The sequence below is a fragment of the Pseudoalteromonas sp. SG45-2 genome (assembly GCF_014164115.1).
Taxonomy (GTDB): Bacteria; Pseudomonadota; Gammaproteobacteria; order Enterobacterales; family Alteromonadaceae; genus Pseudoalteromonas; species Pseudoalteromonas distincta.
In genome coordinates this window covers 1-25,565 of the sequence record NZ_JACJEO010000034.1, presented here as the reverse complement: position 1 = coordinate 25,565, position 25,565 = coordinate 1, and the positions used below count along the sequence as shown (strand labels likewise).

Here is a 25,565-nt window from a genome sequence, read left to right as displayed (position 1 = left end):
AATGCTTTATATTTAATCGACATTAAACTAACAAGTACCTAAAAACTTGATTAGCTGTCCACAAAAGTTGTCTGTGAGTCCAAACTAATAAAAACCTAAAGGATTGATATGCACACATCTCAGTTAAACAAAAAACGCCAACAACTTGATGTATTAATAGAAAATAAAGTCACATTCGCTGCAGATAGCAGTGAGTTGAGTATTTACGACACGTATCAAAGCGCGCAAAAGGTGGCACTGCACTCAAACGAGCTGCTGTTTTGTGCCATGCTAAGCGGCAAAAAGGTAATGCACGTAGAAAGGAGCCAATACCATAAAGTATTTTTACCACACGAGTCGTTTGTATTAGCGCCAGAGCAAGGTGTTTTAATTGATTTTCCACAAGCATCAATGCACGCCCCAACCACCTGTTTAGCCATTGAAATTAGCACAGATAAAATAACGAGCGTGGCGAATGCACTAAACATGCAGCAAAATTTTGCACACGATGGCTTATTTGAATATGTACCTCAGTTAGTGCATACCCAACATAATATTCAAACGCAGCAATTATTAGAGCGCATGGTGCATTTATTTAGTGAGCAAGGCGCACAGCGACATTACTTGATTGATTTGTCGTTGAACGAATTGATCACCCGTTTATTACAACAACAAAGCCGCGAGCTATTGCTAGCTAGCTGCGATAAGCCACGCCTTAAAACAAAAGTGAGCGATGCCCTGCTTTATATTGAAGAACACTTAAGTGAAACGCTCGACATAAATACCTTATGCAAAATAGCATGTATGAGCCGAAGTAAGTTTTATCATCAATTTAAACTCGCATTTGGCACTACCCCAGCCCTTTGGCAGCAACAGTTAAGACTAAAAAAAGCGCGTACTCAATTACTACAAGGCCATGCAATTAGCCAAGTGTGCTTTGATGTTGGATTTAATAGCGCGAGCCACTTTAGTCGCCTATTTAAACAAACCTTTGGCATTGCGCCTAAAGAATGCCGACATTAGCCCTAAAATCTTATTTTTTTACTTTGCTAACGCCCTGAATATGTTAGTTTATTAACATGTGTATTGAGTAAAGAATTGGTATGAGTAAGCAAACCCGCTGGACCCTAAAAAGTATTGCTAAAGAGTTAGGTGTGTCTAACGCGACAGTATCTAATGCGTTTAATCGCCCTGATCAGCTATCGGCTAAACGCCGAGACGATATTCTTGCAGCGTGTAAAACTTTGGGCTATTACGGGCCCAATAAGGCCGCGCAATCGTTGCGTAATGGCACATTTAATATTGTCGCTTTAGTGCTGCCCGATAGTGTGGAATACATGGTGTCGGACCCTGTGGCTAGCAGCTTTATGCGCGGTGTTACCTCGGTGCTTGAAAAAAACGGCATTAATGTTTTATTGTTTTCAGGTAATAGCGGTAACCTTAACAACGTGGTCGACTTGGTAGATGGCTTTATTTGTTATGGCCGCCCTCGTAATAACGCGTTAGTTGAGCAGTTAAAAACAGTGTCTAAACATGTAGTGACAATTGATTTTGATATTGCTCGCAATGCCTCTGTAAATATTAATAACGAGCAAGCAAGTTACGAAATTGCTAAACACGTACTGCATAATCAAAGCGATAAAGTGGCTATATTAGGGCTTAGATTACTTGATGAAAACGTATTATGCCGCGTGTATGAACACCACGAATTTGAAACCGGACAATCTATTTCGCATCAACGTTTACGTGGTTATCAACGCGCTTTAAGCGAGGCAAATATTACGGTAGCTGACGATCGTATTTGGAACATTCCTGAAAGTAGCGAGCGTTTTGCTAATATTGCTGCTAAAGAGGTTTTAAGTGCCTCCCCTCGTCCTAACGTTATTATTTGTATGAGTGATTTAATTGCGCTTGCCACAATGCGAGAAGCAATAAAACAAGGCATAAAAATAGGTGAAGAACTGCGTATTGTGGGCTTTGATGGTATTGATGAAGCAGCCCGGTTTGTGCCTCGCCTCACCACCATTCATCAAAACAGCCAAGAAAAAGGCGTTATAGCCGCCGAATTATTTATTTCTAAAGAAGAAAAAACTCAGGAAGTCAGTTACGAATTAGAGATTGGTGCGAGTAGTTAGCTTACAAACCTTGTAATAGTTTTATGTGTTAAAAAGCCAAGCTACTTAAGCTTGGCTTTTGCTTTACATGGCGTTTGTAAATTACTTTTATAACATTAAGCTAAAAATGAATTTAAGTTAATCGTTGTTTCTTCATCACCATTTACCTGCGTAATAAGTGCATGGCGTAATTTAAAATCAACAGTAAGTGAAATAGTTTGCTCATCTAGTTGCCACGATAAACAACACATACTGCCTTCACCTTGGGCGCTAAATTCACCTGCAAATGCAGGGTGTGAATTGCGAATTTTAATTAATTCAATTAAACCTTTTACTACAGGCTTATTTAAGGCTTTGTCGATTATATTTGCATCTAAATATGGGCGGTTAATATCACGGCCTACATTTGTATTTGTCAGTAATTCCATGTCGTTTTCGCAAGCAAATAGGCCGCCGTAATAAACTTGTGGTACACCTGGAGCAAAAAATTGAATTGCACGCGACAGTAAGTAATCAAAGTCTTTAGCGCCTAATGCGTTGTAGTACGTACAGTTAACTTGATATAAGTCGACATTACTCGCCGCAGCGCCCGTAGCTTGGCGGCTTTGGTTGTTGCTGTTGGCGTGCATTGTTTCTACTAGGTTATCAATCTGCTGTGCATTTAATAGCCCTGGTTTGTCGCCCATTGGACCTGCGTCAATAATGCCAATACCGTCATGTGTATCAAGTACAGTTAAGCAATTACGTGGCGAAATTTGTAACCATTTGAGCAGTGCATCTACATCGTTGTTAAATAAGCTGTGTAAAATAAGCGGTGGTAACGCAAAGTCGTAAACCATATTTACGCGTTTTGCCACTTCTACCTGAGTTTGATAATGGCTATGAATTTCTGCAATGGTTTCCATGCCTAAATCGTTTGCTTGCTTAGATAAGTTATCTAGGTAGCCAAACGTTTCATCAAGCATAAAGCAGTTAGTGCCAGCTTGCTTAATAGCGTAACCCGCCGCATCTAAACGAATAATATTTACATTGTTAGCCGAAAATTTAGTGAGTACGTTATTTAAATACGCAACACCGGCTTCTACTTTTACGTTTATATCAATTTGGTTATCGGTAAAAGTGGTCCAGAAGTCATACGTTTTACCATCACCACATTTCATTGGGGTAAAGCAACTACCAGGACGTGGGCGGTAAATTGCTTTTTGCTCAGCTTCGCTCATACCATTTGGAAATACATCATCTTTGGTTAAAAACAAATCCCAAAATTCTGATTGCTTACCTTTAGCTAATACATCTTGAAACTGAAAAGACTGCGCCGATACATGGTTAACAATTAGGTCAGCCATTAAGTCGAGATCTTTACCTAATACTTGTATGTCTTCCCAAGTGCCTATTCTAGAATCAACTTCACTATGGTCAATAGGGTCAAAGCCAGCATCGCTGCCATCAATAGGATTGTAAAATGGCAATAAGTGCACACCACCAAATACGCCTTTTAAAGGGCCGTTTAAAAGTGTGGTTAGCGCGCCTATATTTTGGCCAGTGATTCGATCAGCATATGTGATCAATTGAACTTTATTCTTCATCATTGTGTGATTACCATGTTGAAACTTAATCGATTAAGATATATCTTTAACTAGCGAGTAAGAATTTACAAGTAATTTTTAATAATTTTACATACAAATTTCGTGTCTCACGTAATACTACAGTAAGCAACTGACTGACTTACGAAGTATTAATAGAGAATTTAACGAGGAATAAACACATGACAAAATCACACACTCACGTAAGCAGCGACCCACTGCAACAAATACGCTGGCTTACATACATGATGTTTTTTATGTTTGCCATGACCTCTGACGCAGTCGGCATGATAATCCCCGAACTTATAAAAGATTTCGGTTTGAGCATGACTCAAGCGAGTGCATTTCATTACGCTCCTATGGCACTCATTGCCTTTAGTGGATTATTTTTAGGCTTTTTAGCTGACAGCCTTGGCCGTAAAAAAACCATTATGCTAGGTCTATTAATATTTTCCGCGAGTTGTTTTTTATTTGCATTTAGCACCAGTTTTACTTTCTTTTTAGTATTGCTTTGCTGCATAGGCCTGGCCATTGGTTTATTTAAAACCGGCGCACTGGCATTGCTTGGCGATATTTCACATAGTAACGACGACCATACTAAAACTATGAACAAGGTTGAGGGCTTTTTTGGCATTGGCGCTATTGTAGGCCCTGCCCTAGTTGGTGTTTTATTAGTGCAAAACGTTAGTTGGACATACCTGTATATTACTGCGGGCGTAATGTGTTTAATCCTTGCTTTATTAGCATGGCGCGCAGACTACCCTGACGTAGTTAAAACAACTGAAAAGCCAGCCTCTTTGGCCACGACCATGAAAATGATAAAAAACCCTTATGCACTTGGCTTTTCTTTAGCTATTGCACTTTATGTAGCGACTGAAGTGGCTATTTATGTATGGATGCCAACGCTATTAAAGGACTACACAGGCTCTTGGCCACTCCTTGCCACTTATGCACTTACTATATTTTTTATACTACGTGCTGCAGGTCGTTTTATTGCCGTATGGTTACTAAATCGTTATAGCTGGCAAGGTGTTATGGCTTATTTAAGCTTAGGTATTGCGCTTTGTTATGTGGGTACACTTATTGGTGGCGTTGACTGGGCTGTAGGGTTATTACCTCTTTCAGGTTTATTTATGTCTATGGTTTATCCAACTTTAAACTCTAAAGGTATATCGTGTTTTCCTGCTGAGCGCCATGGAGCCGTAGCCGGCGTTATATTATTTTTTACCGCATTATCGGCTGCTTTAGCTCCTTTATTTATGGGTATGATCAGCGATTACTTTGGCCATGTGCGCTATGGCTTTTACTTAGCAACAGGGTTTGCCGTGATTTTATTTGTAGCTATGTTGTTCAATTATTTACGCGACCCATCAATGAGTGCTTTACAAGAAAATAACCCAACAGCTTAATAAATTTGTATCTCAATACAATAAAAAATACTTTTAAAATCAACATATGAATAATAAAAGAGCAAATTAAACACAAAATAATTTGCTTATTGTAAAATATTTGTTATTTTTACTTAATCGATTAAGTGAAAATAACAAATCCTACTGGGTTCAACACAACGAGGCGTTCACATGACAACACACAATACACCTTTATATTTAATCAGCGCTTTAGCACTTGCCGTAAGTCAAGGCGTTAACGCACAAGAAACAGACCAAGCAACACCTGAAGCATCACAAAACAAAGGTCTTGAAACAATAGTTGTAACCGGCGTACCACGTCGAACAACAATCATGGCTTCAAGCGTTTCAGTTAGTAGCGTATCACTTGAACAAGTTCAGGTGTCTACTCCTCGCTCAACAGCCGAGGCTTTTAGAATCATTCCTGGTATTCGTGCAGAATCGACAGGTGGCGAAGGTAATGCAAATATTGCTGTTCGTGGCCTGCCAGTTGCTTCAGGCGGTGCAAAATTTTTACAATTACAAGAAGATGGTTTACCTGTACTGCAATACGGTGATATCGCTTTTGGTAATTCAGATATTTTTATGCGATTAGATAACACTGTGCAAACTATCGAATCGATTCGTGGTGGCTCAGCATCTACTGCCGCAAGTAATGCACCTGGTGGCATTATTAACTTTATCTCTAAAAATGGCGAAAACGAATCTGGCAGTGTATCTACAACACTTGGCTTAGATTACGACAGCGTTCGTACAGACTTTGAATACGGCACTTACTTAACCGATAGCGTGCGTTTTCATGTTGGTGGCTTTGTTCGACAAGGCGAAGGCCCGCGCGAAACAGGTTACACGTCTAATAAAGGTGGCCAAATAAAAGCTAACCTTACAAAAGATTTCGACAACGGTTACGTTCGCCTTTACTACAAACACTTAGACGATAAGAGTGTTGGCTACCTTCCAATGCCAATGTACTCAAATGGTGACTCTATTGCTGGCTTTGATGCGCAATCAGACACACCTCACTCAGCGTTATTTACTAAAACAGTACGTTTAAATGGTGAAAACCAAATCAGTAGCGGCGATATTCGCGATGGTATGAATCCAAAGGTTGACTCTGTTGGTTTTGAAGCTGTATTTGATTTAGATAACGATTGGCGTATCGAAAACCGTTTTCGTAAATCATCAATAAGCGGCAACTTTAACTCGCTTATTCCTGCAGAGGTTGGCAGCGCATCATCTATTGCACAGAGCATTGGTGGTGTAGGCGCAACACTCAGTAACGCAAACACGGGCGCTGCATTTAACGACGACCTTGCTATGCGAATTCATACGTTTGACGTAACAATGAACGACTTCGATTCATTAGTTAACGACTTTAAACTAACTAAATCGTTTGATGATGACACCAGCATTACCTTTGGTTATTACGCGTCAACACAAAACATTGCTATGTCGTGGTTATGGAATTCATACCTTATGGAGCTTAAAGGCGACAATGCTGCATTATTAAATGTTACTGCAGCTGACGGTACTGAATTTTCAGAAAATGGTTTATATGCATATGGCACACCTTACTGGGGAAACTGTTGCCAACGTGATTACGACACAGAGTACGACACCCGTGCACCATACGTTGCATTCTCTACTAAATTAGGCGACGTAAGCATTGATGCAAGTGCCCGTTACGACAGTGGCGAAGCTCGCGGTAACTATGCAGGTGCCGTAACATCAACTGTAGATATGAACCGCGACGGAGAAATATCAATCCCTGAGCAAAACGTTGCAGGTATTGATATTGCCAACGCCAGCCCAGTAAACTATGACTGGAACTATTCTTCTTATTCAATTGGTGCTAATTATCAAATTGACCCAAGCCTTGCTACGTTTGCACGTATTAGTAAAGGTGGGCGTGCAAATGCTGACCGTCTTTTATTTGGTAAAGTACGCGCCGACGGCTCTGTTGCAAAAGAAGACGCTGTTGATGAAGTAAACCAGTTTGAGTTTGGTGTTAAAAAGCGCTTTGATTCATTATCAGTGTTTGCTACTGCGTTTTTTGCCGAAACTGAAGAGCAAAATTTTGAAGCAACATCACAAACGTTTTTTGACCGTGAATACGAAGCAAAAGGGATTGAAATAGAATCTACTTACTTTATTGATGCATGGGATTTTCGCGGTAATTTAACTTGGACCGATGCAGAAATAGCAAAAGATGCGCTTAACCCAGATGTTGTAGGTAATACACCACGTCGTCAAGCCGATTTAATTTACTCATTAATGGCACGTTACAACTATGAAAAAGGCGCTGCAGGGGTAAGTTTCATTGGTACTACCGATGCATACGCTCAAGATAATAACGATCTACAATTTGACGGCTACACACAGGTAAATGGCTTTGTAAGCTATGACTTATCTGAAAACCTTAATATTGCGCTTAATGTGAATAACCTATTTGATACAGTAGGTATTACAGAAGCAGAAGAAGGTTCAGTACCTGAAAATAACATTATTCGTGCCCGTACTATTAACGGCCGCACAACGTCGGTAACTTTAAAATACGCTTTTAACTAAATGTGTGTATTGCGCTGCGGTGAGTAGTCACTGTAGCGCCTTTTAAAGTATGAATAAATAACACCCTTCACGTTTTTTAGCCTAGCCTTGCTAGGCTTTTTAGGATATTCCAAATGACTAAACTCCTGTGCTTAGGCGAGCTATTAATTGATATGCTGCCACAAGATGCTAATAACTCAGCCTATTTACCTATACCAGGTGGCGCGCCTGCCAATGTAGCTGTTGGCTACGCAAAACTCGGCGCAGAGGCTGCATTTTGTGGTGGTAAAGGGGACGATCATTTTGCCAATCAATTAAGTAATGCATTAGCGCAATACAATGTAAATACAGACTATTTATTTACCATTCCAGGCTCACAAACCGCCATGGTTATAGTAAGCCTTGATGAAACCGGCGAGCGTAGTTTTGGCTTTTATCGCCATAACACAGCCGATGTACTATTAACGCAGGCGCATTTAGCGCATATAAATTGGCAAGAAATAAGCACACTACACTTTTGTTCAAACACATTAACCGAATCAGCAATTGCCAACACAACGGTTAAAGCGCTAGAACTTGCAAAAGCGAATAATAAGCTCGTCAGTTTTGATGTGAATTTACGCTACAGCTTGTGGGAAAACACAAACGATATAGCAAGCAATGTAAAAGCCTGTTACACCTATTGTGACATAGTAAAACTCTCGCGTGACGAACTTAATTTTTTAGCTCAGCATAGCGATACAACGAGCGATGATTACATTCAAATGCTATTAAATACCGGAGTAAAACTGGTGTTTTTAACCGATGGACCAGAGCCTGCCACGGTTTACCACAGCGCATTTACACTTAACGAATCGGCACCAAAAATAAACGCCGTAGATACAACAAGCGCAGGTGATGCATTTATAGCGGGGGTTTTATACTACTTAAATAACTTAGGAAGTGATTTACCACTAGCAGATAAACTAAATGATAAAGCGAGCGTAAAAGGCGCCCTGCACTTCGCTCTTAAATGTGGCTCTAAAGCGTGTTTAGCTAAAGGGGCATTTCCGGCATTACCTGTGCTGGCTGATGTACTTTAATAGACCTAATGTTTTTTAAGTTCAAATATATGCAGTAACGCGTAGTTACTGCATAGCATCAAACACCATTTTACTATCCACTATTTGTTCAAAGTGCGTTATTTTTTGATTTTTAAGCTGCCAAATATGCGCGACCCTAGCTTGCATTTTTTTACCCGTTTTAATATAAGTACCAGAGTACGTGCCATACACTACAACAGTATCATCTTGGGATAAGTAGTTTTGTGGCGTAAACGTGTAGTTATACCACTCGCTTGCAAGCTTTTGAAAAACATGTTCAGTAATGTCATTCATACCATGGTATGTACCAGCATAAGCAAAACCGTCAGCCTCTTTCCAAGTAATAGTATCACTTGCATGAGCAACTAAATTTTGCCCATTCTCTTGTGATGTTTTGCCTTCATACGTACTTTTAATTATGTCTATGTTGCTCATTTTTGCACACCCTTGCACTATAAAAAGGAAGCTCAATAAAGCTGTAATATAAACAGCTTTATTATTTAGAAATTTCATCACACTATACTAGCGCAACTGATTGCTGTAAGTAGGTAACCCACTGCTCAGTTTTTCCATAATAATGGGCTATATCGGCTTTTTGCCACTTACCTGTGTTAAATTCAAATGCTGCACTAGGAAAGCCTTGCCCATGAATATCGTGCAATAAGCCTCGGCTTTGTGCTATATGTTGATCTGTTGCACCGCCTTCTAGCGCATTAAAGTGGGTTTCAAATAAGGCCTTGTTTAAACCCAGCTCCAATGCAATATCAGTCAGTACATGCAGCTGCATAATGTTTTTACCCTGAGCATAATAAGCATGTTGAATACTATTAAGCATTTCCCCACCTGATATACCAAGCTCTTGCGCTGCCAATATAGCGGTAATAGCCGGAGCCGAGTTGAGTATAATATCGTTGGTTTTTAAAAGCCCATCAGTATAGTTACTACCAAATACCTGACCGGTTTTCTTCGCTATGACACTGTCGTTTTTAAGTGCAAATTCACGCCATGCAGGAGTCACAGGTTTGACATTATCACCTGTTAGCATACCTCCACTGTGTACTTTTACAATTAAACCATCAATATTTTCAGCAGCGGTGATCAAGGGCACGCTGCCGTAAGTCCAACCACATAAAGGGTCAACAATTATATGTAACGTTACGTTTTTCATTAATATTTCCTATCTAAATAATTGCTTAACGCAAGGGCACTTAGTGCCATTGCATCTCACCCATAACCACTTTTGAGCCCAACTCTAAGATGCTTCTTGCACCTAAATCAGGGTAAGCTTGAGTCATACTCTCTACAAATTCAGTTGAGTTTTTTGCATTTTTTGCAGCGCTATCCGCTTTATTTAAGTATCCTTTCATGAATGACACACCAGAAAGGTCTTGTTTACTGCCCTGTAAAAAATGACCTGGAATAACAGTCTGTGGTTTTAAATTCTCGATGTTATCTAATGTTGACTGCCAAGTTTGACGCTCTGCAGCAGTGCTCGAATCGGCCAACCACACATGCATTTGATCAAATACTACAACCCCACCCAGCACTGTTTTTATAGAAGGGATCCAAAGGTAAGTATGCTTTGGATCATGCTGTAAATTTTTAATAATAATTTCTTTCCCATCTATAGTTAGGCTATTTGATAGCATTACTTCTGGCAAAATAAGTTCTTTAGGTGCATTGCTCTTTAAAATAGGCCCCCAATAATTTAACTTTCCTTGCATTGAGCGTTTAATATTCTCTACTGTTGATTTAGTCGCTAATAACTTTGCTTTTGGAAAAGCAGCTTTAATTACATCTAAACCAAAGTAAAAATCAGGGTCGCTGTGACTAATATAAACAGCTGTTAATGTTTTACCGCTCGCTTTTATTTTTTCAACCAATGCTTGTGCATCATTACGCTGAAATTGGGCATCCACTAATAACACTTCGTTATCACCACTTATAATGCTTGATGAAACAGCAAAAATACTTTTGTCTTGTGCGTTATATACATCAACAACTAATTCACTTTGCGCTAATACCGGTTGCATTAATGTGCTTGCTAATAAAGCTGTTGCTGCTAATACGTGTTTAACTTTTTTCATTCTCAGTAGCCTGTTTGTTATTTCGTTAAGATGAGGCTATTGTATGTTGCAATTTAAGAATGAAAAACTAGGCAGAATGCAACTATCTGTTGCATAAATCGAACATATAGGCAAAGTGAATGGATAGAATTATTGCAGCTGATGTATTTATAAAAATTGTAGAGCAGAAAAGTCTAGCCGGTGCTGCCCGTGCTTTAGATATGTCTAGATCTATGGTTACACGGTATTTGAATCAAATGGAAAAGTGGGCAAATACCCAACTACTCCATCGGTCAACAAGAAAAATAACACTCACGTCAGAGGGTGAAAAAGTACTTAATCATAGCCGAGAGCTCATTGCCATCGCCCAAAACATCAGTGCGCCGATAGAAAGTAATAACAGATTAAACGGGCAAATTAGGTTGTCGTGCTCGCCTTTTTTAGCACATGATGTACTACCAGATATGTTGCAACAATTCTTACACGCTCATCCCGAAGTCAGTATTGATGTACAAATTAGTAATCACGTTACAAATTTGGTAGAAGAGCGAATAGATTTAGCAATTAGAATTACCAATGACTTAGATCCTAATATAATTGCTCGCCCACTTGGGAAATGCCATTCAGTATTATGTGCAAGCCCAGAATATTTAGAAAAAAACTCTAAGCCTATAACTACGGATGATTTGAGTCGCCATAACTGTTTAAACTATTCACGGTTTGAAAAAAGTATGTGGCATTTTTCACACCCTGAAAAACCCGTATCTGTAGCGATTGCTGGTAACTTCAGTGCTAATGATTCGAGCTTACTGTTAAAAGCTGCTCTTAATAATCAAGGAATAACTCTACAACCTAAGTTTGCTGCGCAGAAATATATAAATAATGGAAAGTTAATACATTTACTACCACACCTTAAACCACAAACTTTGAGCATATACGGTATTTACCGCTCTAGGAAACATCAGTCACTTGCACTTCGTTCATTTATTGATAGCTTAGTAACGTATTTTGATAAAATTGATACTTAACAATAAGCGAAAACTATTAAACGTTCGCTATAAGTCCTTTGTTTAAGAGTTGAAATAGCGCTTTGTAAGCGCTATTTTTTGAAAGAAGGGATTTATTATTCGTCTAGCCAATCTATGGCTGCGGTAGCATTTTCAAAGTATTGAACCTCACCCGATATGAACCAGTTACCTATTTTGGCCATTCGAGCTTGCCACTCTTTATTACCGTAAATAGCTACTTTTTTAAATTCTTTAGAGTGCTTAACACCTAACTTGAGGTCGTCCCACGCTGCGCGTAATTCCCAACCTTCAAGCTCGCTACCATCTATTAAGGCGTTTACAACTGGGTGCTTAACTTCGCCAAGAGCTGAATTTATCATTGGGGTAATTATTTTGTAGTCGTCGTGAGTAAGCGTACCAACGGCTTTAAGTTTTAAAAAAAACTCTCTTCCTGCACGTTCAAGACCAATCGATAAACCATGTGTTGTGTGTACCATTACTGCTCTCCTTAAATAGGCTGAGTGGTAAAAGTACACCTTCTAAAATTAATTAGTCCTGAACTAAATCAATAAATAGTCCTGAGCTAGATCATTAAATAGTCTCAAATAAACGACTCAATTACGCATTTTGTACGCGAGATATCTGGTTTTCTACATCAGTTAAATGGCCCGTTTTAAGCCATACTTTTGCACCATTACTTCCCGCTTTAACGTTAACAGAGCTATTAATAGGCACTCTTAACCAACTGTTTTTTACAAGGGTATCGGCTTGCTCATCAAATGAGCCTTCAAGTACTAGCAGCTCTGCTCCGCCTTTTGCGCTTATAACCATGCAGGCGTTGGGCTTAAAGTCCAACAAGCTTACGTCTTCAAAATCGTCTTTGTATAAAGGGGTTACGGCTACATTTTTAAAACTAGGGTGCGCCGTACTTTGCATCAAGTCCGTTTGTAAACGCACGTGGGTTCGATCATCTGGCTGAAACTGCCATAACTTTACAAATATAACGCAGCCATTTTCAGACCCCGGTTTGTGCTTTGATTGCGGTGGGTTACGGATATAAGAACCTGCCACAAAGTCACCATGTTCATCTTGAAATACCCCTTCAAGCACAACAAACTCTTCACCGCCTGTATGAACATGCGGCGAAAATTCACTGCCAGGTGCATAACGAACAATAGTCGTTGCGCGAGCAACTTCGTCGCCCACTCTATCGAGCGCTCGCCTATCAACGCCCGCCATTGGCGATGCAACCCACGGAAGTGATTCGCTATGTACCACAACTCGTTTACTAAAATCGGCAGCAATTTTCATATTTGGCTCCTAAGCGTAACTCCACTTAAATTTTAAACTAATAACCTAATTAAGCTGCAACACTTGGGCGTTTTGCTACTTTTTCTTGCCATGCAACTAAATGGGTTAACTCATTCGGGATTGCTATTTGTGCAAATCCAGCAAATACCATCCCAGCATACAATGTAATATCAGCAATACTAAACGGCTCACCTGCAACAAACGCCGATTGCGCTAGTACATCATTAAAATAGCTAAACCCTTGGCGTGCTTTTTCGCCTTGTTTTTCACCCCAAGCCACATTTTGATACGTTTCAAGCTCTGGACCTAAGCCATCAGTTGCATGATGAAAGTAAGTTGCCACAGCGTCAAGCACCATAGATTCTGCGCGTTTTTGCATCATGTTAATTACTGCACGCTCTTTTGCGGTTTCACCCATTAAAGATGGGCCTTCAAATGCGGTATCAATATACTCAGTAATAGCGGTACTTTCTGATATAAACGTGCCGTCATCTAGCTCTAATACGGGTACACCTGCTAATGGATTTTTAGCTAAAAAGGCTTTTGTTCTGTGTTCACCATTTAATAAATCAACAGGTACAAACTCAACATTTGAAGTGGCATTTTTTTCAGCTAAAGCGATACGAACACGAAGTGGATTTGGAAAGTTTTCTACATCATAAATTTTCATAGCAATCTCTATCTTTATTGTTTAAAAGTGAGCCAATGGCGGAGCCTACCTATCGATAGGTAATTTATAATATTAAACTAAATTTAAGTCAACGTTTAAATTTTTCTGGTTTATGGGATTTAACTTAATTCATAATAAAATTATGGAGTTGCTTAAAAGTAAAAACACTTGTAAATAACTACCTACTGGTCGATAATTTTGCTGTACCAATTGCATTAAATAAGTGATCTATTATTGCGCTAGGAAAATAGCGCAATAACGAGGCGAAAATCATGACATCTAGTTATTCTGTATAAATAATTTTTAACGCAGTTAGTGTGTTATTTAATGCGATACAATGATCATGTTTTTAATAAAACTGGTGTTACTGCAGATAGGAAATATTAAAAATGAGTAAAAAAGAAGCTTTATTAAAAGCCGCTGAAAACAAGGTGCGCCTTGGCGGATACAGTAATTTTAGTTTTAGAGAGCTAGCCTGCGAAGTCGGCATTAAAAGCGCCAGTGTGCACTATCACTTTGCGACTAAGGCCGATTTAGGTGCTGAGCTTGCTCATCAATATACTAATTCTTTTTTAGCTGCGTTAGGCGAGCCAAGCGAGCTTAAAGCAAGCGGTAAAAATCCTATTGATGTGTACACTCAGCTTTTTAGACGTGCATTAGTAACCGATAAAAAAATGTGTTTATGTGGGTTACTAGGAGCCGAAAGCGATAGCCTTCCAGATAAAGTACGCCTTGAAGTAAAACGCTTTTTTAATCAAAACCTAACATGGCTTAGCGCTGCACACTTAACTAATGGTGAGCCTAACCCCGCTCAAGCAGCTATTCAAACAGTGAGCCTGCTTGAGGGCGCTATGATGATAAGCAAAACGCTCGACGATAATAGTTACTTTGAACTTGCAACTCAGTAATACCTAAATTTAGTACACAAAAAAAGCGAGCTATTGATTATCAATAGCTCGCTTTTTTAATGCTTGAAATAACTTATGTGATTATTAAACCGCTGTTGGTTTAACTTTATGCTTAGAGTGCACAATTGCTAAAACAATTAAGCCAATCACTGTTACTACAGCGCCAATAGGTTTACCTAAATCGCTTGATAAGTTAAGACCAATTGCTGCAGTGCCAATATAAGAAACCGTTACCGCTGTTGCTATAACAGCAGGAACACTGGCAATCCAATGGAATGTACCACGGTCAAACAAGTACTTAGTGGCAAGCCATAATACGCTTGTAGAAAGCAGCATGTTTGAAAATGCAAAGTAGCGCCAAATTAACGAGAAATCGAGCTTCGTCATAAAGTACGCTATAGCAAGTATAGGCACCGCCACTAGTAAGCGATTACGTAAGCTTTGTGGAATATTAAACGCATCAACAACAGTTAAACGTAATGAGCGGAACGCTGTATCACCAGAAGTAATTGGGAATACGGCTACTGCAATAATTGCCATTATACCGCCAAATACGCCTAAGTAACTGTTAGCTACATGGTTAACAACTAAGCCTGGACCACCTTGGTCAAGCAATGCTTTTAAGCCTGCGTAACCATCTGGGAACGCTGCAATACCAGCAAGTGCCCATACACAACCTACAATACCTTCACACATCATAGCGCCGTAATAAACTGGACGTACGTATTTTTCGTTAGTTAAACAGCGCGCAATAATAGGCGCTTGAGTAGAGTGAAAACCACTAATAGCACCACAGGTAATTGTTATAAATAACAATGGCCATGTTGGTAATCCATCTGGGTTTGGCTCTAAAAAGTCATGTGCGTGATCAGCTTCAAAGTAAGCTAAAAAGTCACTTGGTACAGGTAAGTGCGGCGCATTAATAAGTAATGAAATAGCAATTGCCACTGTCATTACAATCATTAGCGCACCAAAAATTGGGTAAAACTTAGTGATAATTTTATCAATTGGTAGCAAGGTAGCTAAAAAGTAATACGCTAAAATAGCAAGTACCCAAAAGGTGTTGTTTGCCAGTATTGTACCTTCAAAAAAATCAAGGTTACTTAGCAAACCGGCAGGGCTCATAATAAATACTACACCTACAAAAAACAGTAGCATGGCAGTAAATACAAGCATAAAGCCTTTAAATACGACGTTGTAATAATGGCCTGCGATTTCTGGTAGGCTTTTACCGTCTTCTTTTATACTCATTACACCTGAGAAGAAGTCGTGTACAGCTCCACCTAAAACATTACCAAGTACAATCCATACTAGTGCAACTGGTCCGTATAAAGCACCTAAAATTGGGCCAAATATTGGACCTACGCCAGCAATGTTTAAAAACTGAATTAAAAATGCTCGTACAGGGTGAATAGCTACGTAATCAACACCTTCGCTAAAGCGTTTTTGTGGTGTGTCAGCAGTTGAATCCAAACCGGCTTGTTTTTCAACAAATGGGCTGTAAAACTTATAGCCCAGTATTAAAATAGTGAGGCAGATAAAAAAGATGATCATAAAGCACGTTTCTCTTTTTGTATTTTAGTTATAGAGCGCATTGTGTGTCGCCCCGCCTTTTCAATCCGTGAATAATCGACGAACGATAACAAAGCTTTAACCCTCAAACAATAAGACGTTTAGCTAATACAATAATCGATATAAGCCACTATTTACGCAACCTGCGCACTTAACACTCACTTATCGCCTATGTCTTATTTTAGGTACAAAAAAAGCGGTTAAACTTTTACGTATAACCGCTTTCACACACAATGTTTTTTTAAAGTGGGTTCATAAACTCACTAATTTGTTGATGCGTTAAAGTAGGTGTTGCACCAGAACTTTCGGCGACCATTGCTCCAACGGCACATGCAAAGTCAACGGCATATTGCGCGTCGTCGTTGCTACAAAGCTGATAAATTAACGAACCTAAAAACGAATCCCCTGCGCCAACAGTGTCAATTACGCTAATTAAATAACCTGAATTATAAAAATTTTCGCCTTTGATTGTTAATAAAGCACCGTGGCTACCTTTAGTTACACATAAGTAATCGGTATTTGTTTGCTGTGCTATAAACGCTAAATTTTGTTCAAGCGAATGAAACTTACAACCCATCGCTTTTGCAATTTCGTATAGCTCTTCATCGTTTAATTTAATAAAGTCTGCTTTATTCATTAAATCTACAAGTGTTTCTAGCTTGTAATGCGGTGCACGTAGGTTTACGTCAAATACTTTAAAGTTTGCTACATCAACGAGTTGATTTAACGTTGCTAAAGACGCTTCGCTTCGCCCAATTAGGCTGCCAAATACAAATACATCGCTACTTTTAACTTTACTAAGTAACTCATCGGTAAGCGCTATATTATCCCACGCAGTATCTGCCACTATTTCATAACTTGCAGAGCCACCACTGTCGAGCGTTACCTCAACCGTGCTAGTTTTTTTGTCACTATTAATAGCAATGTATTCGCAGCTTACGCCTTTGCTAGTAATTTCGCCTAGTAGCTCAGCGCCTAACTCGTCGTTACCAACAGCGCTGATCATGTCGGCTTTAATGCCAAGTGAGTTAATACGCACACACATGTTAAGTGGCGCGCCACCTAAGCGTTTACCTGAATCAAAACAATCCCACAGTACTTCGCCAAAACAGCTAACACTTACGTTTTCGCCTGATTTATGATTAATTAAAATGCTCATAATTAGTTACTCTTTTGATCAAGTACAGCCTGCATAATGGCTTTAATTTTACTATTAGGTGCATACAACGCAGCAATCGACTTTTTATATTCAGCAGTAAACGTTTCGTTATGCTCAAGCTTACCAAACAAGCTCGTTAACTTTAAAAATGCAATTGGGCTAGTTTGAGTCTCTTGCGCGTAAGAATTAAGCTCTTTGTGCATCGCATCTTGTATTTCAAGTTGCTCGCCGTTTTCACTTAAACCTTTATCGCTATACAAACACCAAGTAGCAATAACAAGCGTTGCCAGTGATACATCTCGACCTTGTACTAGGTTTTCGTTAATTGTGGCAATTAAAAACTTAGGCAGTTTAGCTGAGCTTTCACTACATATACGCGCTAGGCTGTCTTTAATATTAGGATTAGCAAAACGCTCTATTAACGTATCTTTGTAGCTTTCAAGGTCAATGCCTTCAAGTGGTTCAAGATTTGGCGTTACTTCTTTATCCATAAAAGCACGTAGGTATGTGGCAAATAATTCATCCGATACCGTTTCGTCAATAGTGCCGTAGCCATGGATTGAACCTAATAAACCAAGTACAGAATGCCCTGCATTAAGTAAACGTATTTTCATGGTTTCATAAGGCGTTACATCAGTAACAAACTGAGCACCAACAACATCCCAATTTGGACGAGAGTCACTAAATGTGTCCTCTATTACCCATTGTGTAAACGACTCACAGGTAATTGGCCACTCGTCACTAACACCATATGCATCAACCACGTAATCAATATCACTCTTTTTAGATACCGGCGTAATACGGTCAACCATCGCATTAGGAAACGATACGTTTTGCTCAATCCACTCACTTAAGTCTTTGTCTTGCTCTGTAGCAAAGGCTAAAAGCATTTTGCGTGTTACGTTACCGTTGTGCTGAATGTTATCGCACGACTGAACTGTAAACGCGCCTAGGCCTTGCTCTTTACGCAATTTTAACGCAGCGGTAATGTAGCCAAACGCTGTAATTGGGTCGTTTGGGTTATTAATGTCGTTAATAATATCTGGATTACTGTAATCAAACTCGCCCGTTGCAGGGTTAAAGTTGTAACCGCCTTCAGTAATAGTAAGCGACACAATTTTAGTATCGCTGTGCGCTAGCTTATTAATTACCACTTGTTTGTCCTCTGGAGCAAACAAAAAGTCGATCATTGAGCCAATTACTTTGTTATCTATTGTACCGTCTGGGTGTCTAACAGTAAGCGTGTAAAGGTAATCTTGCTGCTTTAAAATATCACGCAGACCACGGTTACCCTCTAAAAGGCCAACACCACATATACCCCATTGCTCAGAGCCCGGAGTTTTTAAAAGCTCGTTGACATACACTGCTTGGTGAGCACGATGAAAACCGCCCACACCAATATGTACAATACCGGCTTTAACTGCGCTACGGTCGTAGGTTGGTGTATCAACATGGCTTGGTAATTGAGCCAAGCTCTGTTGGTTTAGCCCTGTAACTAGAGCGTCAGTGTGTTGGTATTGTGTCATGGTGTGACCTTACTAAACAAAGATAAAATATAAATTACGATACTGTATTACGATAAGTAATTACGATGCTGTATTGAGTACTTTATGGCGTTTTAACGACCAGTACGCAGTGACAAAATAAATAACAGTACAAATAAAACAGGCTATTTCGAATTGCGATTTATTAGCGCTGTACATACTCATAGTTTCACTGAAAAACATCACTTGGCTGGCAAATATAAAAATAATAACCAACGAAACAGTAGAAACCGCGTTAAGTACTTTGGTAAATACAGAGCTGTCAATTACTGGCTTTGGAATGTCTTTAGCCTCAGCTGCTTGATATTCTTTAATATCACGTTGCTCTTGTTTTTCTGCTGCAATTTCTTGTGTGTAGTCGTCACCAGCGCCGTATTTTTTAGCTAAAAGCGTGTAAACAACAATGGTGAAAATCCATGTAGGAATAAACAAGTAGTAAAACGACATTACATCAATTGCGTTTAAGCCAAAGCCAAACACAAGTGCTAACGCCCAAGATGCTATAGCCGGTACGCTGCGGGTAATATTTTTATATTTAGCCCAGTAACGTGTTAGGCCAATTTTAGGAAATAACACATGCTCAGCAAACACAATGCCGCCTACTGGTACAACTAATAAGCCTGCGTATGTAAGTAGCGGAAGCATTTGAGAAAATACAAACGGGAAACACGCAATAATTACGGTTACAACACCTACAATAGCGGTGGTGCGTTCACGTGATTGATTAACAAATATAGATTGCGCTGCAAGGCCTGCACGGTAAAGGTTTGCGTTAGCTGTAGTCCAACCGGCAATAATTACAATAACAAAACCAGTCCAACCTAATGCATGGTATGCAACATCGCCCGGATCAAGTGATGAAATAGTTGTTTTAAGTAATACCGCAACACCTGCGCCCATAATACCGGCAGAGATCCACGCTAAGTAATGACCAAAAAACATGCCCACACCAGAAAACAAACCATAGCTTTTGCGTTTAGCAAATCTAAAAATAGCCATGTCGATTAAACCAAAGTGAGTTATTGAGTTAGCAGCCCATGCAAAGCCAATCACTTCTAATAGGCCAATGCCCTTTTCACCATCGGCATTGGTGCCCGTCCATATGGAGGAGTCACCTATGGTCATAAAGTCGCTAAAGCTAGTTAAAGAGGTAGAACCTAATACGTGATTTGAAAGCTCAGGGAATAACGCAAACGAGCCTGCAATAAATATAACAAATAGCCACGGCGCACACAGCTTTGAAAAGTCAGCAACCGTAGAAAAGCCATACATCGCAACAAATACAACAATGGAGCCAACAGCTAAAACAATGGCTACAAACCAAAAGCTATTTGGATACCAATCAAGTTGCGCAGGTATATCAAACAAAAACCGCACGGCGGTGGAGGATACCGTGATCATCGCGGCCGATATAACACTAAAAATAACCACGTTAGCCCAGTTATAGAGCTTGGTCATTGAGTTACCAGCAATTTTGTTTAAGTAGTTATATAAACTTAAGCGGGTTTCTACTGCAATGGGTGCAGTAATCAGCCACCAAGAACACATTGCTAACAGGTTACCTATTAATAAACCCAGTAGAATGTCGATGGTTGAAGCGCCTAATGCAACAAACGTTGCACCAATAACAAATTCAGTAGCCGCAACATGTTCGCCGGCGTATAGCCCTGCAAAATGCTTCCAGCCGTGAAGCTTATTATTAGCAACAGGAAGTTGCTCTTCGTTTACATCTTTAAATGTTTGTGTGTGTGGACTCGTTGCCATGGTATTTCCTATTGTTAACAGCAAAGCATTTGATACCAATCTGCATAACTATTTGAATAATTTAACAAGTTAAATCACTCTATATTTAAGCAGATTGGCATAGTACCTACATACTTTGCCTTTTATAATTTGGCTTATAAACGCATGATCTTTTGCCATGTTTTGTTTTATTTTTAGTAAAGCAAAACCATCTACATTTATATTTTGCGTTTGCTTGCCTGTCAGTGTGTAAGGCGAGCAAATCGCGTTTAAAACTTTGTTTATTTAAAAAGCTGCGTGTTTACTGCTTTTTAAGTGCAGGGTATGCACTAAAAAAATCTTGCCAATGCGTTAAATGATCAACATTTGGGTAAGCACTGTGTACATGATTAACAGAGCCTTGCATATGTTGCCCACCGCTGTAATGCAGTACTTGCATATTGGCGTCAATTCCTGCATTTACGCCGGCTTTACTGTCTTCAATTACTAAGCAATGCTCTGGCTTTACACCCATTTGCTTAGCTGCATGTAAAAATAAATCAGGCGCCGGTTTACCACGCTTAACTTCGCTGCTGGTAAAAACCGTATCGCTAAAGTACTTACTTAAACTCACTACGCTCAACGCTTTTGCGGTGCGTGCTGGGCTACTGCTTGTAGCTATACAAATAGGCACAGCTAAATTGTTAAGTACGTCTTCTATACCATCAGTCGTGGTTAGTCCGGTTTCAAATTCGTTTAATAGTGCCTCGCGGTAGTCACCTTCAAAGCTTTCAGGAAGAGTGACATTAAATGCATCCGCTATTTTTTGGCTTACTGTTTTAAAGTTGCAGCCTAAAAAGTGTTGCTGTACATAAGCGCGGTCAATCTCAACGCCTTTTTCAACAAGCATATTAATGAGTACTTGTGCGCTTAAAATTTCGCTATCAATAACAACGCCATCACAATCAAATATCACTAGCTCAATATTAGTATTCATCTTGTCACCTTATTAACACTGTTTGGTTTAGCTAATTTAAGTATAACGAGTTAAGCGCGATTAATATTGTGCAACTTTTTAGTGCAACTCAGTAATGGGCATAAGCTCACTGGTTGAGCATATTCCCTTTATTGTGCGAATATGTCAACACACTGTAAGTATAAAACGCACCAGCTTGATGAAAATACCGCCAGATAAAACTAAAAACCTTTGTATTTAATAAATTTTATAAAAGCATATTGCGACTAAGGTCGTAGTAAAAAAATTACATTAATGTAAAAAGTGTATCTGCAAATTCATCTCATCTGTTTTACAAATTACATCAATCTAATTAATCAGTTTTACCGAAGTTAATAAAATTAATACTATCGTTAACAGATTAACAGCCTGCACCACTGCCGGCACTTTTAAATAGATGAGGTCGACAATGAATACTCAAATAAACAAAACAAAATTAACACTAACTGCACTGGCACTTGCAATGGCATTACCGGCAAGCGCAGCAACAACTCTTACTAAAGATAACGGCGCAGCTGTTGGCGATAACCAAAATTCAATTACTGCTGGCGAACGTGGCAGTGTATTACTAGAAGACGTGCAACTAATTCAAAAACTGCAACGCTTTGCACGTGAGCGTATTCCTGAGCGTGTTGTGCATGCTCGTGGTACTGGCGCACACGGTGTGTTTGTAGCATCAAAAGAGCTAGATGATTTAACAATTGCAGCACCGTTTGCAAAAGCTGGTAAAGAAACAGACGTATTTGTTCGTTTTTCATCGGTAATTCACTCAAAAGGCAGCCCAGAAACACTGCGTGACCCACGTGGCTTTGCAACTAAGTTTTACACAGACCAAGGTAACTGGGATTTAGTAGGTAACAACTTACCGGTGTTCTTTATTCGCGATGCGATTAAATTTCCAGACATGGTTCACTCTTTAAAACCATCTCCGGTTGATAATATTCAAGATCCTAACCGCGTATTTGACTTTTTCTCGCACGAACCAGGTTCTACACAAATGCTAACGTGGGTTTACAGCGACTACGGTACACCAGCAAGTCTTCGTAAAATGGACGGTTGGGGTGTACATGCATACAAAATGATTAACAAATCGGGCGATGTTAAATACGTTAAGTTTCATTGGGTAAGCCAACAAGGTATTGATAACCTTGACGCAAAAGAAGTAGCTAAAGTGCAAAGCCAAGACTTCCAACACTTAACACGCGACCTTTACAGCGAAATTGGCAAAGGCAATTTCCCTAAATGGGATCTGTACATTAAAACGCTTGATCCATCGCAGCTTGATGACTTTGATTACAACCCGTTAGATGCAACAAAAATGTGGTTAGACATTAAAGAAACTAAAGTAGGAACAATGACCCTAAACCGTATGCCAACTAACTTCTTCCAATCTACGGAACAAGTAGCAATGGCACCGGCAAACATTATTCCAGGTATTGAGCCATCAGAAGACAGACTATTACAAGGTCGTATGTTTTCTTACGCTGATACACAAATGTACCGCCTAGGTGCTAACCACCAGCAACTGCCAATTAACCGTGCAAAAGTTGAAGTGGTTAACTACAACCAAGACGGCGCAATGAATATTGGTAACACTACAAGCAATGTGAACTACCAGCCAAGCCAAGAAAACGTAGCTGAAAACCCAATTGCACGTAGAAGTAACACAGAGCTAAAAGGCTTTGTACAACAAGCTGCGATTAAAAAGCAGCAAAACTTCGCGCAAGCTGGTGTTATATACCGTGGTTTTAGCAAGCAAGAACGTACAAACCTAATTAATAACCTAGCAGGCGATTTAGGCAAAGTGCAAAACAGCAGTGTTAAACACAAAATGCTTAGCCACTTTTACAAAGCTGATAGTGAGTACGGTACACGCTTAACTAAAGCTGTAAACGGCGACCTTAAAATGGTTAAACAACTAGCCGCTAACTTATAGGCAACTAGTTAAAAGCAATTAGTCCCAACTAAATAGCTATTTAAACCACAATCATGAGGAAGGAATAAACCCTTCCTCTTTTATAAGAGACAATTGTTATGCGTAATTTATTAATTATAGTCGCTCTATTTCTGAGCTTTACCAGTAGCGTTTACGCTCAAAATACATCAGATACACAAACACCCAGTACTCAATCTGAAACCCAACATTCTGCAAAAACTCAATACGATAGTTTATTTGCTTATTACTTTGCCGCAGCACGCACAAACGACACAGCTGTAATAGAGCAATTTGTAGATGCCGGTATTCCTATCGACAGCTACAACAATAAAGGCTACACCGCGTTAATGATTGCTACTTACCATGGTAATAAAAACACGGTTAACACACTTTTACACTTAGGCGCTAATGCCTGTCTAGAAGATAACCGTGGCAACACAGCGCTAATGGCCGCTATTTTTAGAGGTGAATTTAGTATAGCTAAAACACTCGTATCACTTGATTGCGACAACGCGCATCAAAACAAAGCCGGTCAAACAGCAGAGCAATTTGCACAAACATTTGGTCAACAAAAAGTTATAGAGTTACTAGCGCAGGTAAATAATGCAAAATAATCTGCACGCAACAAAAAGCCCTAAAATAATAGGGCTTATTTTTAATAAAATTAGCCTTATGTTGCAGACGCTATTTGAGGTTGTTTAGGCTTTTCTCGCGTTACAAAATAGCAAATTAGCGAGCCCACTGTTACCAGTACAACCCCTTGCCAAAACGAAGCGCTCAGCGTAATAGATAAATACAACGCCGAAATAATAGTAGAAAACACCGGTGTAAAGTACGAAAGCGTCCCCAACAGCATTAAGTTACCGCCAATAATAGCTTGATTCCACAGTGCATAACCGCTCCCCACTACTACACCAGCTAATAGCAACGTTATGCTTGAGCCCAGTGAAAACGTTAATGGCGCTTCATTACTAAAACCATATTGCGCCCACAAACTCATTGCCGTGACAGTAAAAAATAACGTAATAGCATTTTTACCATTACTCAGCTTTTGCGTAACTACGCAATAAATAGCCCATATAAACGCTGCAGCTAATGCCATTAAGTAAGTAGCAGGATTATCAGCAAAGTTAGTAACAAGCGTATCGAGTGACATTTTTTGATCGCCTGTAATACACCAAGCAACGCCTAAAAAAGCAATGATCATGCTTGGGTAAACCCAGAAACTTACTTTTTTACGACCAATAATAATAGAGAGCAGTATAGTCAGCGTGGGCCATAAATAATTAATAACCGCCATTTCCATTGCCTGATGACGGCTGTTTGCCATACCAATAGAAAGCGCCAAGCAAATTTCGTACGATACAAATAATAAAGTACCTATTACCAAGTAACGTTTCGAAAAACCACTAAACTTGGGCACTCCCATAACCAAAATTAAAAATATCGCACTGACAGAATACATAGCCGCCGCACCACCAATGGGGCTAAACAACTCAGAAATATCCCGTAGTAATGCAACTAAGCAACTCCACAGTAATATGGCCGCGACTCCATAAAGCGTGTATTTATTTTTGCTTATAAAATCCATTTGCCAATCCAAAAGTACTACTCGTAAATTTGAAACTAAACTAACAGTAATTATTTAATTAAACAATAAGGGTCTGTTGTTCTTTCAAGGTTGAATTTGCAGCAGTCTGTTTGGTATTTAGGCAAGGCAGAGCCTATATAGTGTGGTTATTCCCCATTAATGGGCGATAACGTAGCATTAATGCCAAACAGGCGCTGCCCAAAGGGTTCTTCCTAGGGGCTACTTACTCTTTGTTGCCTACATGGATGTAGGTAAGGGGCGTGAGCAGGACGCGGAAGCTTTGCTCGGTTTTTACTTAGCCCACTAGGTTACAAATCTCGCGCCGCGATTAAATAGCCCCTAGTTTGAAC

Annotated in this window: 22 protein-coding genes; 9 read left to right on the top strand and 13 right to left on the bottom strand. The window is 39.6% G+C overall.

The genetic code is table 11. The annotated features are described in order from the left end of the window. Window positions 1-108: 108 nt before the first annotated feature. Together H5116_RS18935 and H5116_RS18930 are read left to right on the top strand one after the other, a co-directional pair. The gene (locus tag H5116_RS18935) at window positions 109-1,002 is read left to right on the top strand and encodes an AraC family transcriptional regulator (protein WP_024596981.1); all 894 of its coding nucleotides are present in this window, start codon (window positions 109-111) and stop codon (window positions 1,000-1,002) included. Between the two features lie 80 nt (window positions 1,003-1,082). After that, window positions 1,083-2,114 (top strand): LacI family DNA-binding transcriptional regulator, encoded by a 1,032-nt coding sequence (locus H5116_RS18930; protein ID WP_182695370.1) that lies wholly within the window; start codon window positions 1,083-1,085, stop codon window positions 2,112-2,114. A 95-nt stretch (window positions 2,115-2,209) separates the two neighbouring features. Here H5116_RS18930 and gtfA read toward each other — a convergent pair whose 3' ends face one another. Beyond that, entirely contained in the window at window positions 2,210-3,682 is a 1,473-nt protein-coding gene (gtfA, locus tag H5116_RS18925) for a sucrose phosphorylase (protein WP_002960098.1), read from the bottom strand. A 176-nt stretch (window positions 3,683-3,858) separates the two neighbouring features. On the opposite strand from gtfA, the gene H5116_RS18920 reads away from it, so the two are divergent. From H5116_RS18920 to H5116_RS18910, 3 genes are all read left to right on the top strand, one after another. After that, window positions 3,859-5,085 (top strand): sugar MFS transporter, encoded by a 1,227-nt coding sequence (locus H5116_RS18920; protein ID WP_182716839.1) that lies wholly within the window; start codon window positions 3,859-3,861, stop codon window positions 5,083-5,085. A 171-nt stretch (window positions 5,086-5,256) separates the two neighbouring features. Next, the gene (locus tag H5116_RS18915) at window positions 5,257-7,653 is read left to right on the top strand and encodes a TonB-dependent siderophore receptor (RefSeq protein ID WP_182692364.1); all 2,397 of its coding nucleotides are present in this window, start codon (window positions 5,257-5,259) and stop codon (window positions 7,651-7,653) included. Window positions 7,654-7,766: 113 nt separating this feature from the next. After that, on the top strand, window positions 7,767-8,714 hold the full coding sequence (locus tag H5116_RS18910; RefSeq protein ID WP_182695369.1) for a carbohydrate kinase: 948 nt from the start codon (window positions 7,767-7,769) through the stop codon (window positions 8,712-8,714). A gap of 45 nt (window positions 8,715-8,759) precedes the next feature. On the opposite strand, the gene H5116_RS18905 is transcribed toward H5116_RS18910, so the two are convergent. From H5116_RS18905 to H5116_RS18895, 3 genes are all read right to left on the bottom strand, one after another. Beyond that, window positions 8,760-9,149, bottom strand: coding sequence for a nuclear transport factor 2 family protein (locus H5116_RS18905; protein WP_058553102.1), 390 nt, complete (start codon window positions 9,147-9,149; stop codon window positions 8,760-8,762). Between the two features lie 82 nt (window positions 9,150-9,231). After that, window positions 9,232-9,882: a DsbA family protein gene (locus tag H5116_RS18900; protein WP_182695368.1), complete on the bottom strand. Its 651-nt coding sequence runs from the start codon at window positions 9,880-9,882 to the stop codon at window positions 9,232-9,234. A gap of 40 nt (window positions 9,883-9,922) precedes the next feature. Then, window positions 9,923-10,801, bottom strand: coding sequence for an MBL fold metallo-hydrolase (locus tag H5116_RS18895; RefSeq protein WP_182716838.1), 879 nt, complete (start codon window positions 10,799-10,801; stop codon window positions 9,923-9,925). 119 nt (window positions 10,802-10,920) lie between these two features. Here H5116_RS18895 and H5116_RS18890 point away from each other — a divergent pair, with 119 nt between their 5' ends. Next, entirely contained in the window at window positions 10,921-11,808 is an 888-nt protein-coding gene (locus H5116_RS18890; protein WP_138490298.1) for a LysR family transcriptional regulator, read from the top strand. Between the two features lie 95 nt (window positions 11,809-11,903). Here the strand turns inward: H5116_RS18890 and H5116_RS18885 are convergent, their stop codons facing one another. The 3 genes from H5116_RS18885 to H5116_RS18875 form a co-directional block, all read right to left on the bottom strand. Continuing rightward, on the bottom strand, window positions 11,904-12,284 hold the full coding sequence (locus tag H5116_RS18885; protein WP_002960091.1) for an STAS/SEC14 domain-containing protein: 381 nt from the start codon (window positions 12,282-12,284) through the stop codon (window positions 11,904-11,906). A gap of 121 nt (window positions 12,285-12,405) precedes the next feature. Further along, window positions 12,406-13,098 (bottom strand): cupin domain-containing protein, encoded by a 693-nt coding sequence (locus tag H5116_RS18880; RefSeq protein ID WP_182716837.1) that lies wholly within the window; start codon window positions 13,096-13,098, stop codon window positions 12,406-12,408. Between the two features lie 49 nt (window positions 13,099-13,147). Further along, window positions 13,148-13,768 (bottom strand): glutathione S-transferase family protein, encoded by a 621-nt coding sequence (locus tag H5116_RS18875; protein WP_182716836.1) that lies wholly within the window; start codon window positions 13,766-13,768, stop codon window positions 13,148-13,150. A gap of 389 nt (window positions 13,769-14,157) precedes the next feature. On the opposite strand from H5116_RS18875, the gene H5116_RS18870 reads away from it, so the two are divergent. Further along, the gene (locus H5116_RS18870) at window positions 14,158-14,676 is read left to right on the top strand and encodes a TetR/AcrR family transcriptional regulator (RefSeq protein ID WP_182694099.1); all 519 of its coding nucleotides are present in this window, start codon (window positions 14,158-14,160) and stop codon (window positions 14,674-14,676) included. 84 nt (window positions 14,677-14,760) lie between these two features. Here H5116_RS18870 and H5116_RS18865 read toward each other — a convergent pair whose 3' ends face one another. The 5 genes from H5116_RS18865 to H5116_RS18845 all read right to left on the bottom strand — a co-directional run bounded on the left by H5116_RS18865 (window position 14,761) and on the right by H5116_RS18845 (window position 21,670). Then, window positions 14,761-16,230, bottom strand: coding sequence for a carbon starvation protein A (locus H5116_RS18865; RefSeq protein ID WP_004334688.1), 1,470 nt, complete (start codon window positions 16,228-16,230; stop codon window positions 14,761-14,763). A 259-nt stretch (window positions 16,231-16,489) separates the two neighbouring features. Continuing rightward, a complete protein-coding gene (locus H5116_RS18860; RefSeq protein ID WP_007584308.1) occupies window positions 16,490-17,407 on the bottom strand; it encodes a carbohydrate kinase in 918 nt (305 codons plus the stop codon). A gap of 2 nt (window positions 17,408-17,409) precedes the next feature. After that, the gene (locus H5116_RS18855; protein ID WP_182716835.1) at window positions 17,410-18,933 is read right to left on the bottom strand and encodes a mannitol dehydrogenase family protein; all 1,524 of its coding nucleotides are present in this window, start codon (window positions 18,931-18,933) and stop codon (window positions 17,410-17,412) included. Between the two features lie 60 nt (window positions 18,934-18,993). Continuing rightward, entirely contained in the window at window positions 18,994-20,715 is a 1,722-nt protein-coding gene (locus H5116_RS18850; RefSeq protein ID WP_004334683.1) for a cytosine permease, read from the bottom strand. Window positions 20,716-20,995: 280 nt separating this feature from the next. Next, window positions 20,996-21,670, bottom strand: a complete 675-nt coding sequence (locus tag H5116_RS18845) for an HAD family phosphatase (RefSeq protein ID WP_149593207.1) — start codon at window positions 21,668-21,670, stop codon at window positions 20,996-20,998. A gap of 427 nt (window positions 21,671-22,097) precedes the next feature. On the opposite strand from H5116_RS18845, the gene H5116_RS18840 reads away from it, so the two are divergent. Both H5116_RS18840 and H5116_RS18835 read left to right on the top strand, forming a co-directional pair. After that, the gene (locus tag H5116_RS18840; RefSeq protein WP_182716834.1) at window positions 22,098-23,624 is read left to right on the top strand and encodes a catalase; all 1,527 of its coding nucleotides are present in this window, start codon (window positions 22,098-22,100) and stop codon (window positions 23,622-23,624) included. Window positions 23,625-23,722: 98 nt separating this feature from the next. Further along, complete coding sequence (locus H5116_RS18835) at window positions 23,723-24,238, top strand: ankyrin repeat domain-containing protein (protein ID WP_004334678.1); 516 nt, start codon at window positions 23,723-23,725, stop codon at window positions 24,236-24,238. Window positions 24,239-24,294: 56 nt separating this feature from the next. On the opposite strand, the gene yddG is transcribed toward H5116_RS18835, so the two are convergent. Then, window positions 24,295-25,215 carry an aromatic amino acid DMT transporter YddG gene (yddG, locus tag H5116_RS18830; protein WP_182711735.1) on the bottom strand — a complete coding sequence of 307 codons (921 nt, stop codon included), beginning with the start codon at window positions 25,213-25,215 and terminating at the stop codon, window positions 24,295-24,297. Window positions 25,216-25,565: the final 350 nt, after the last annotated feature.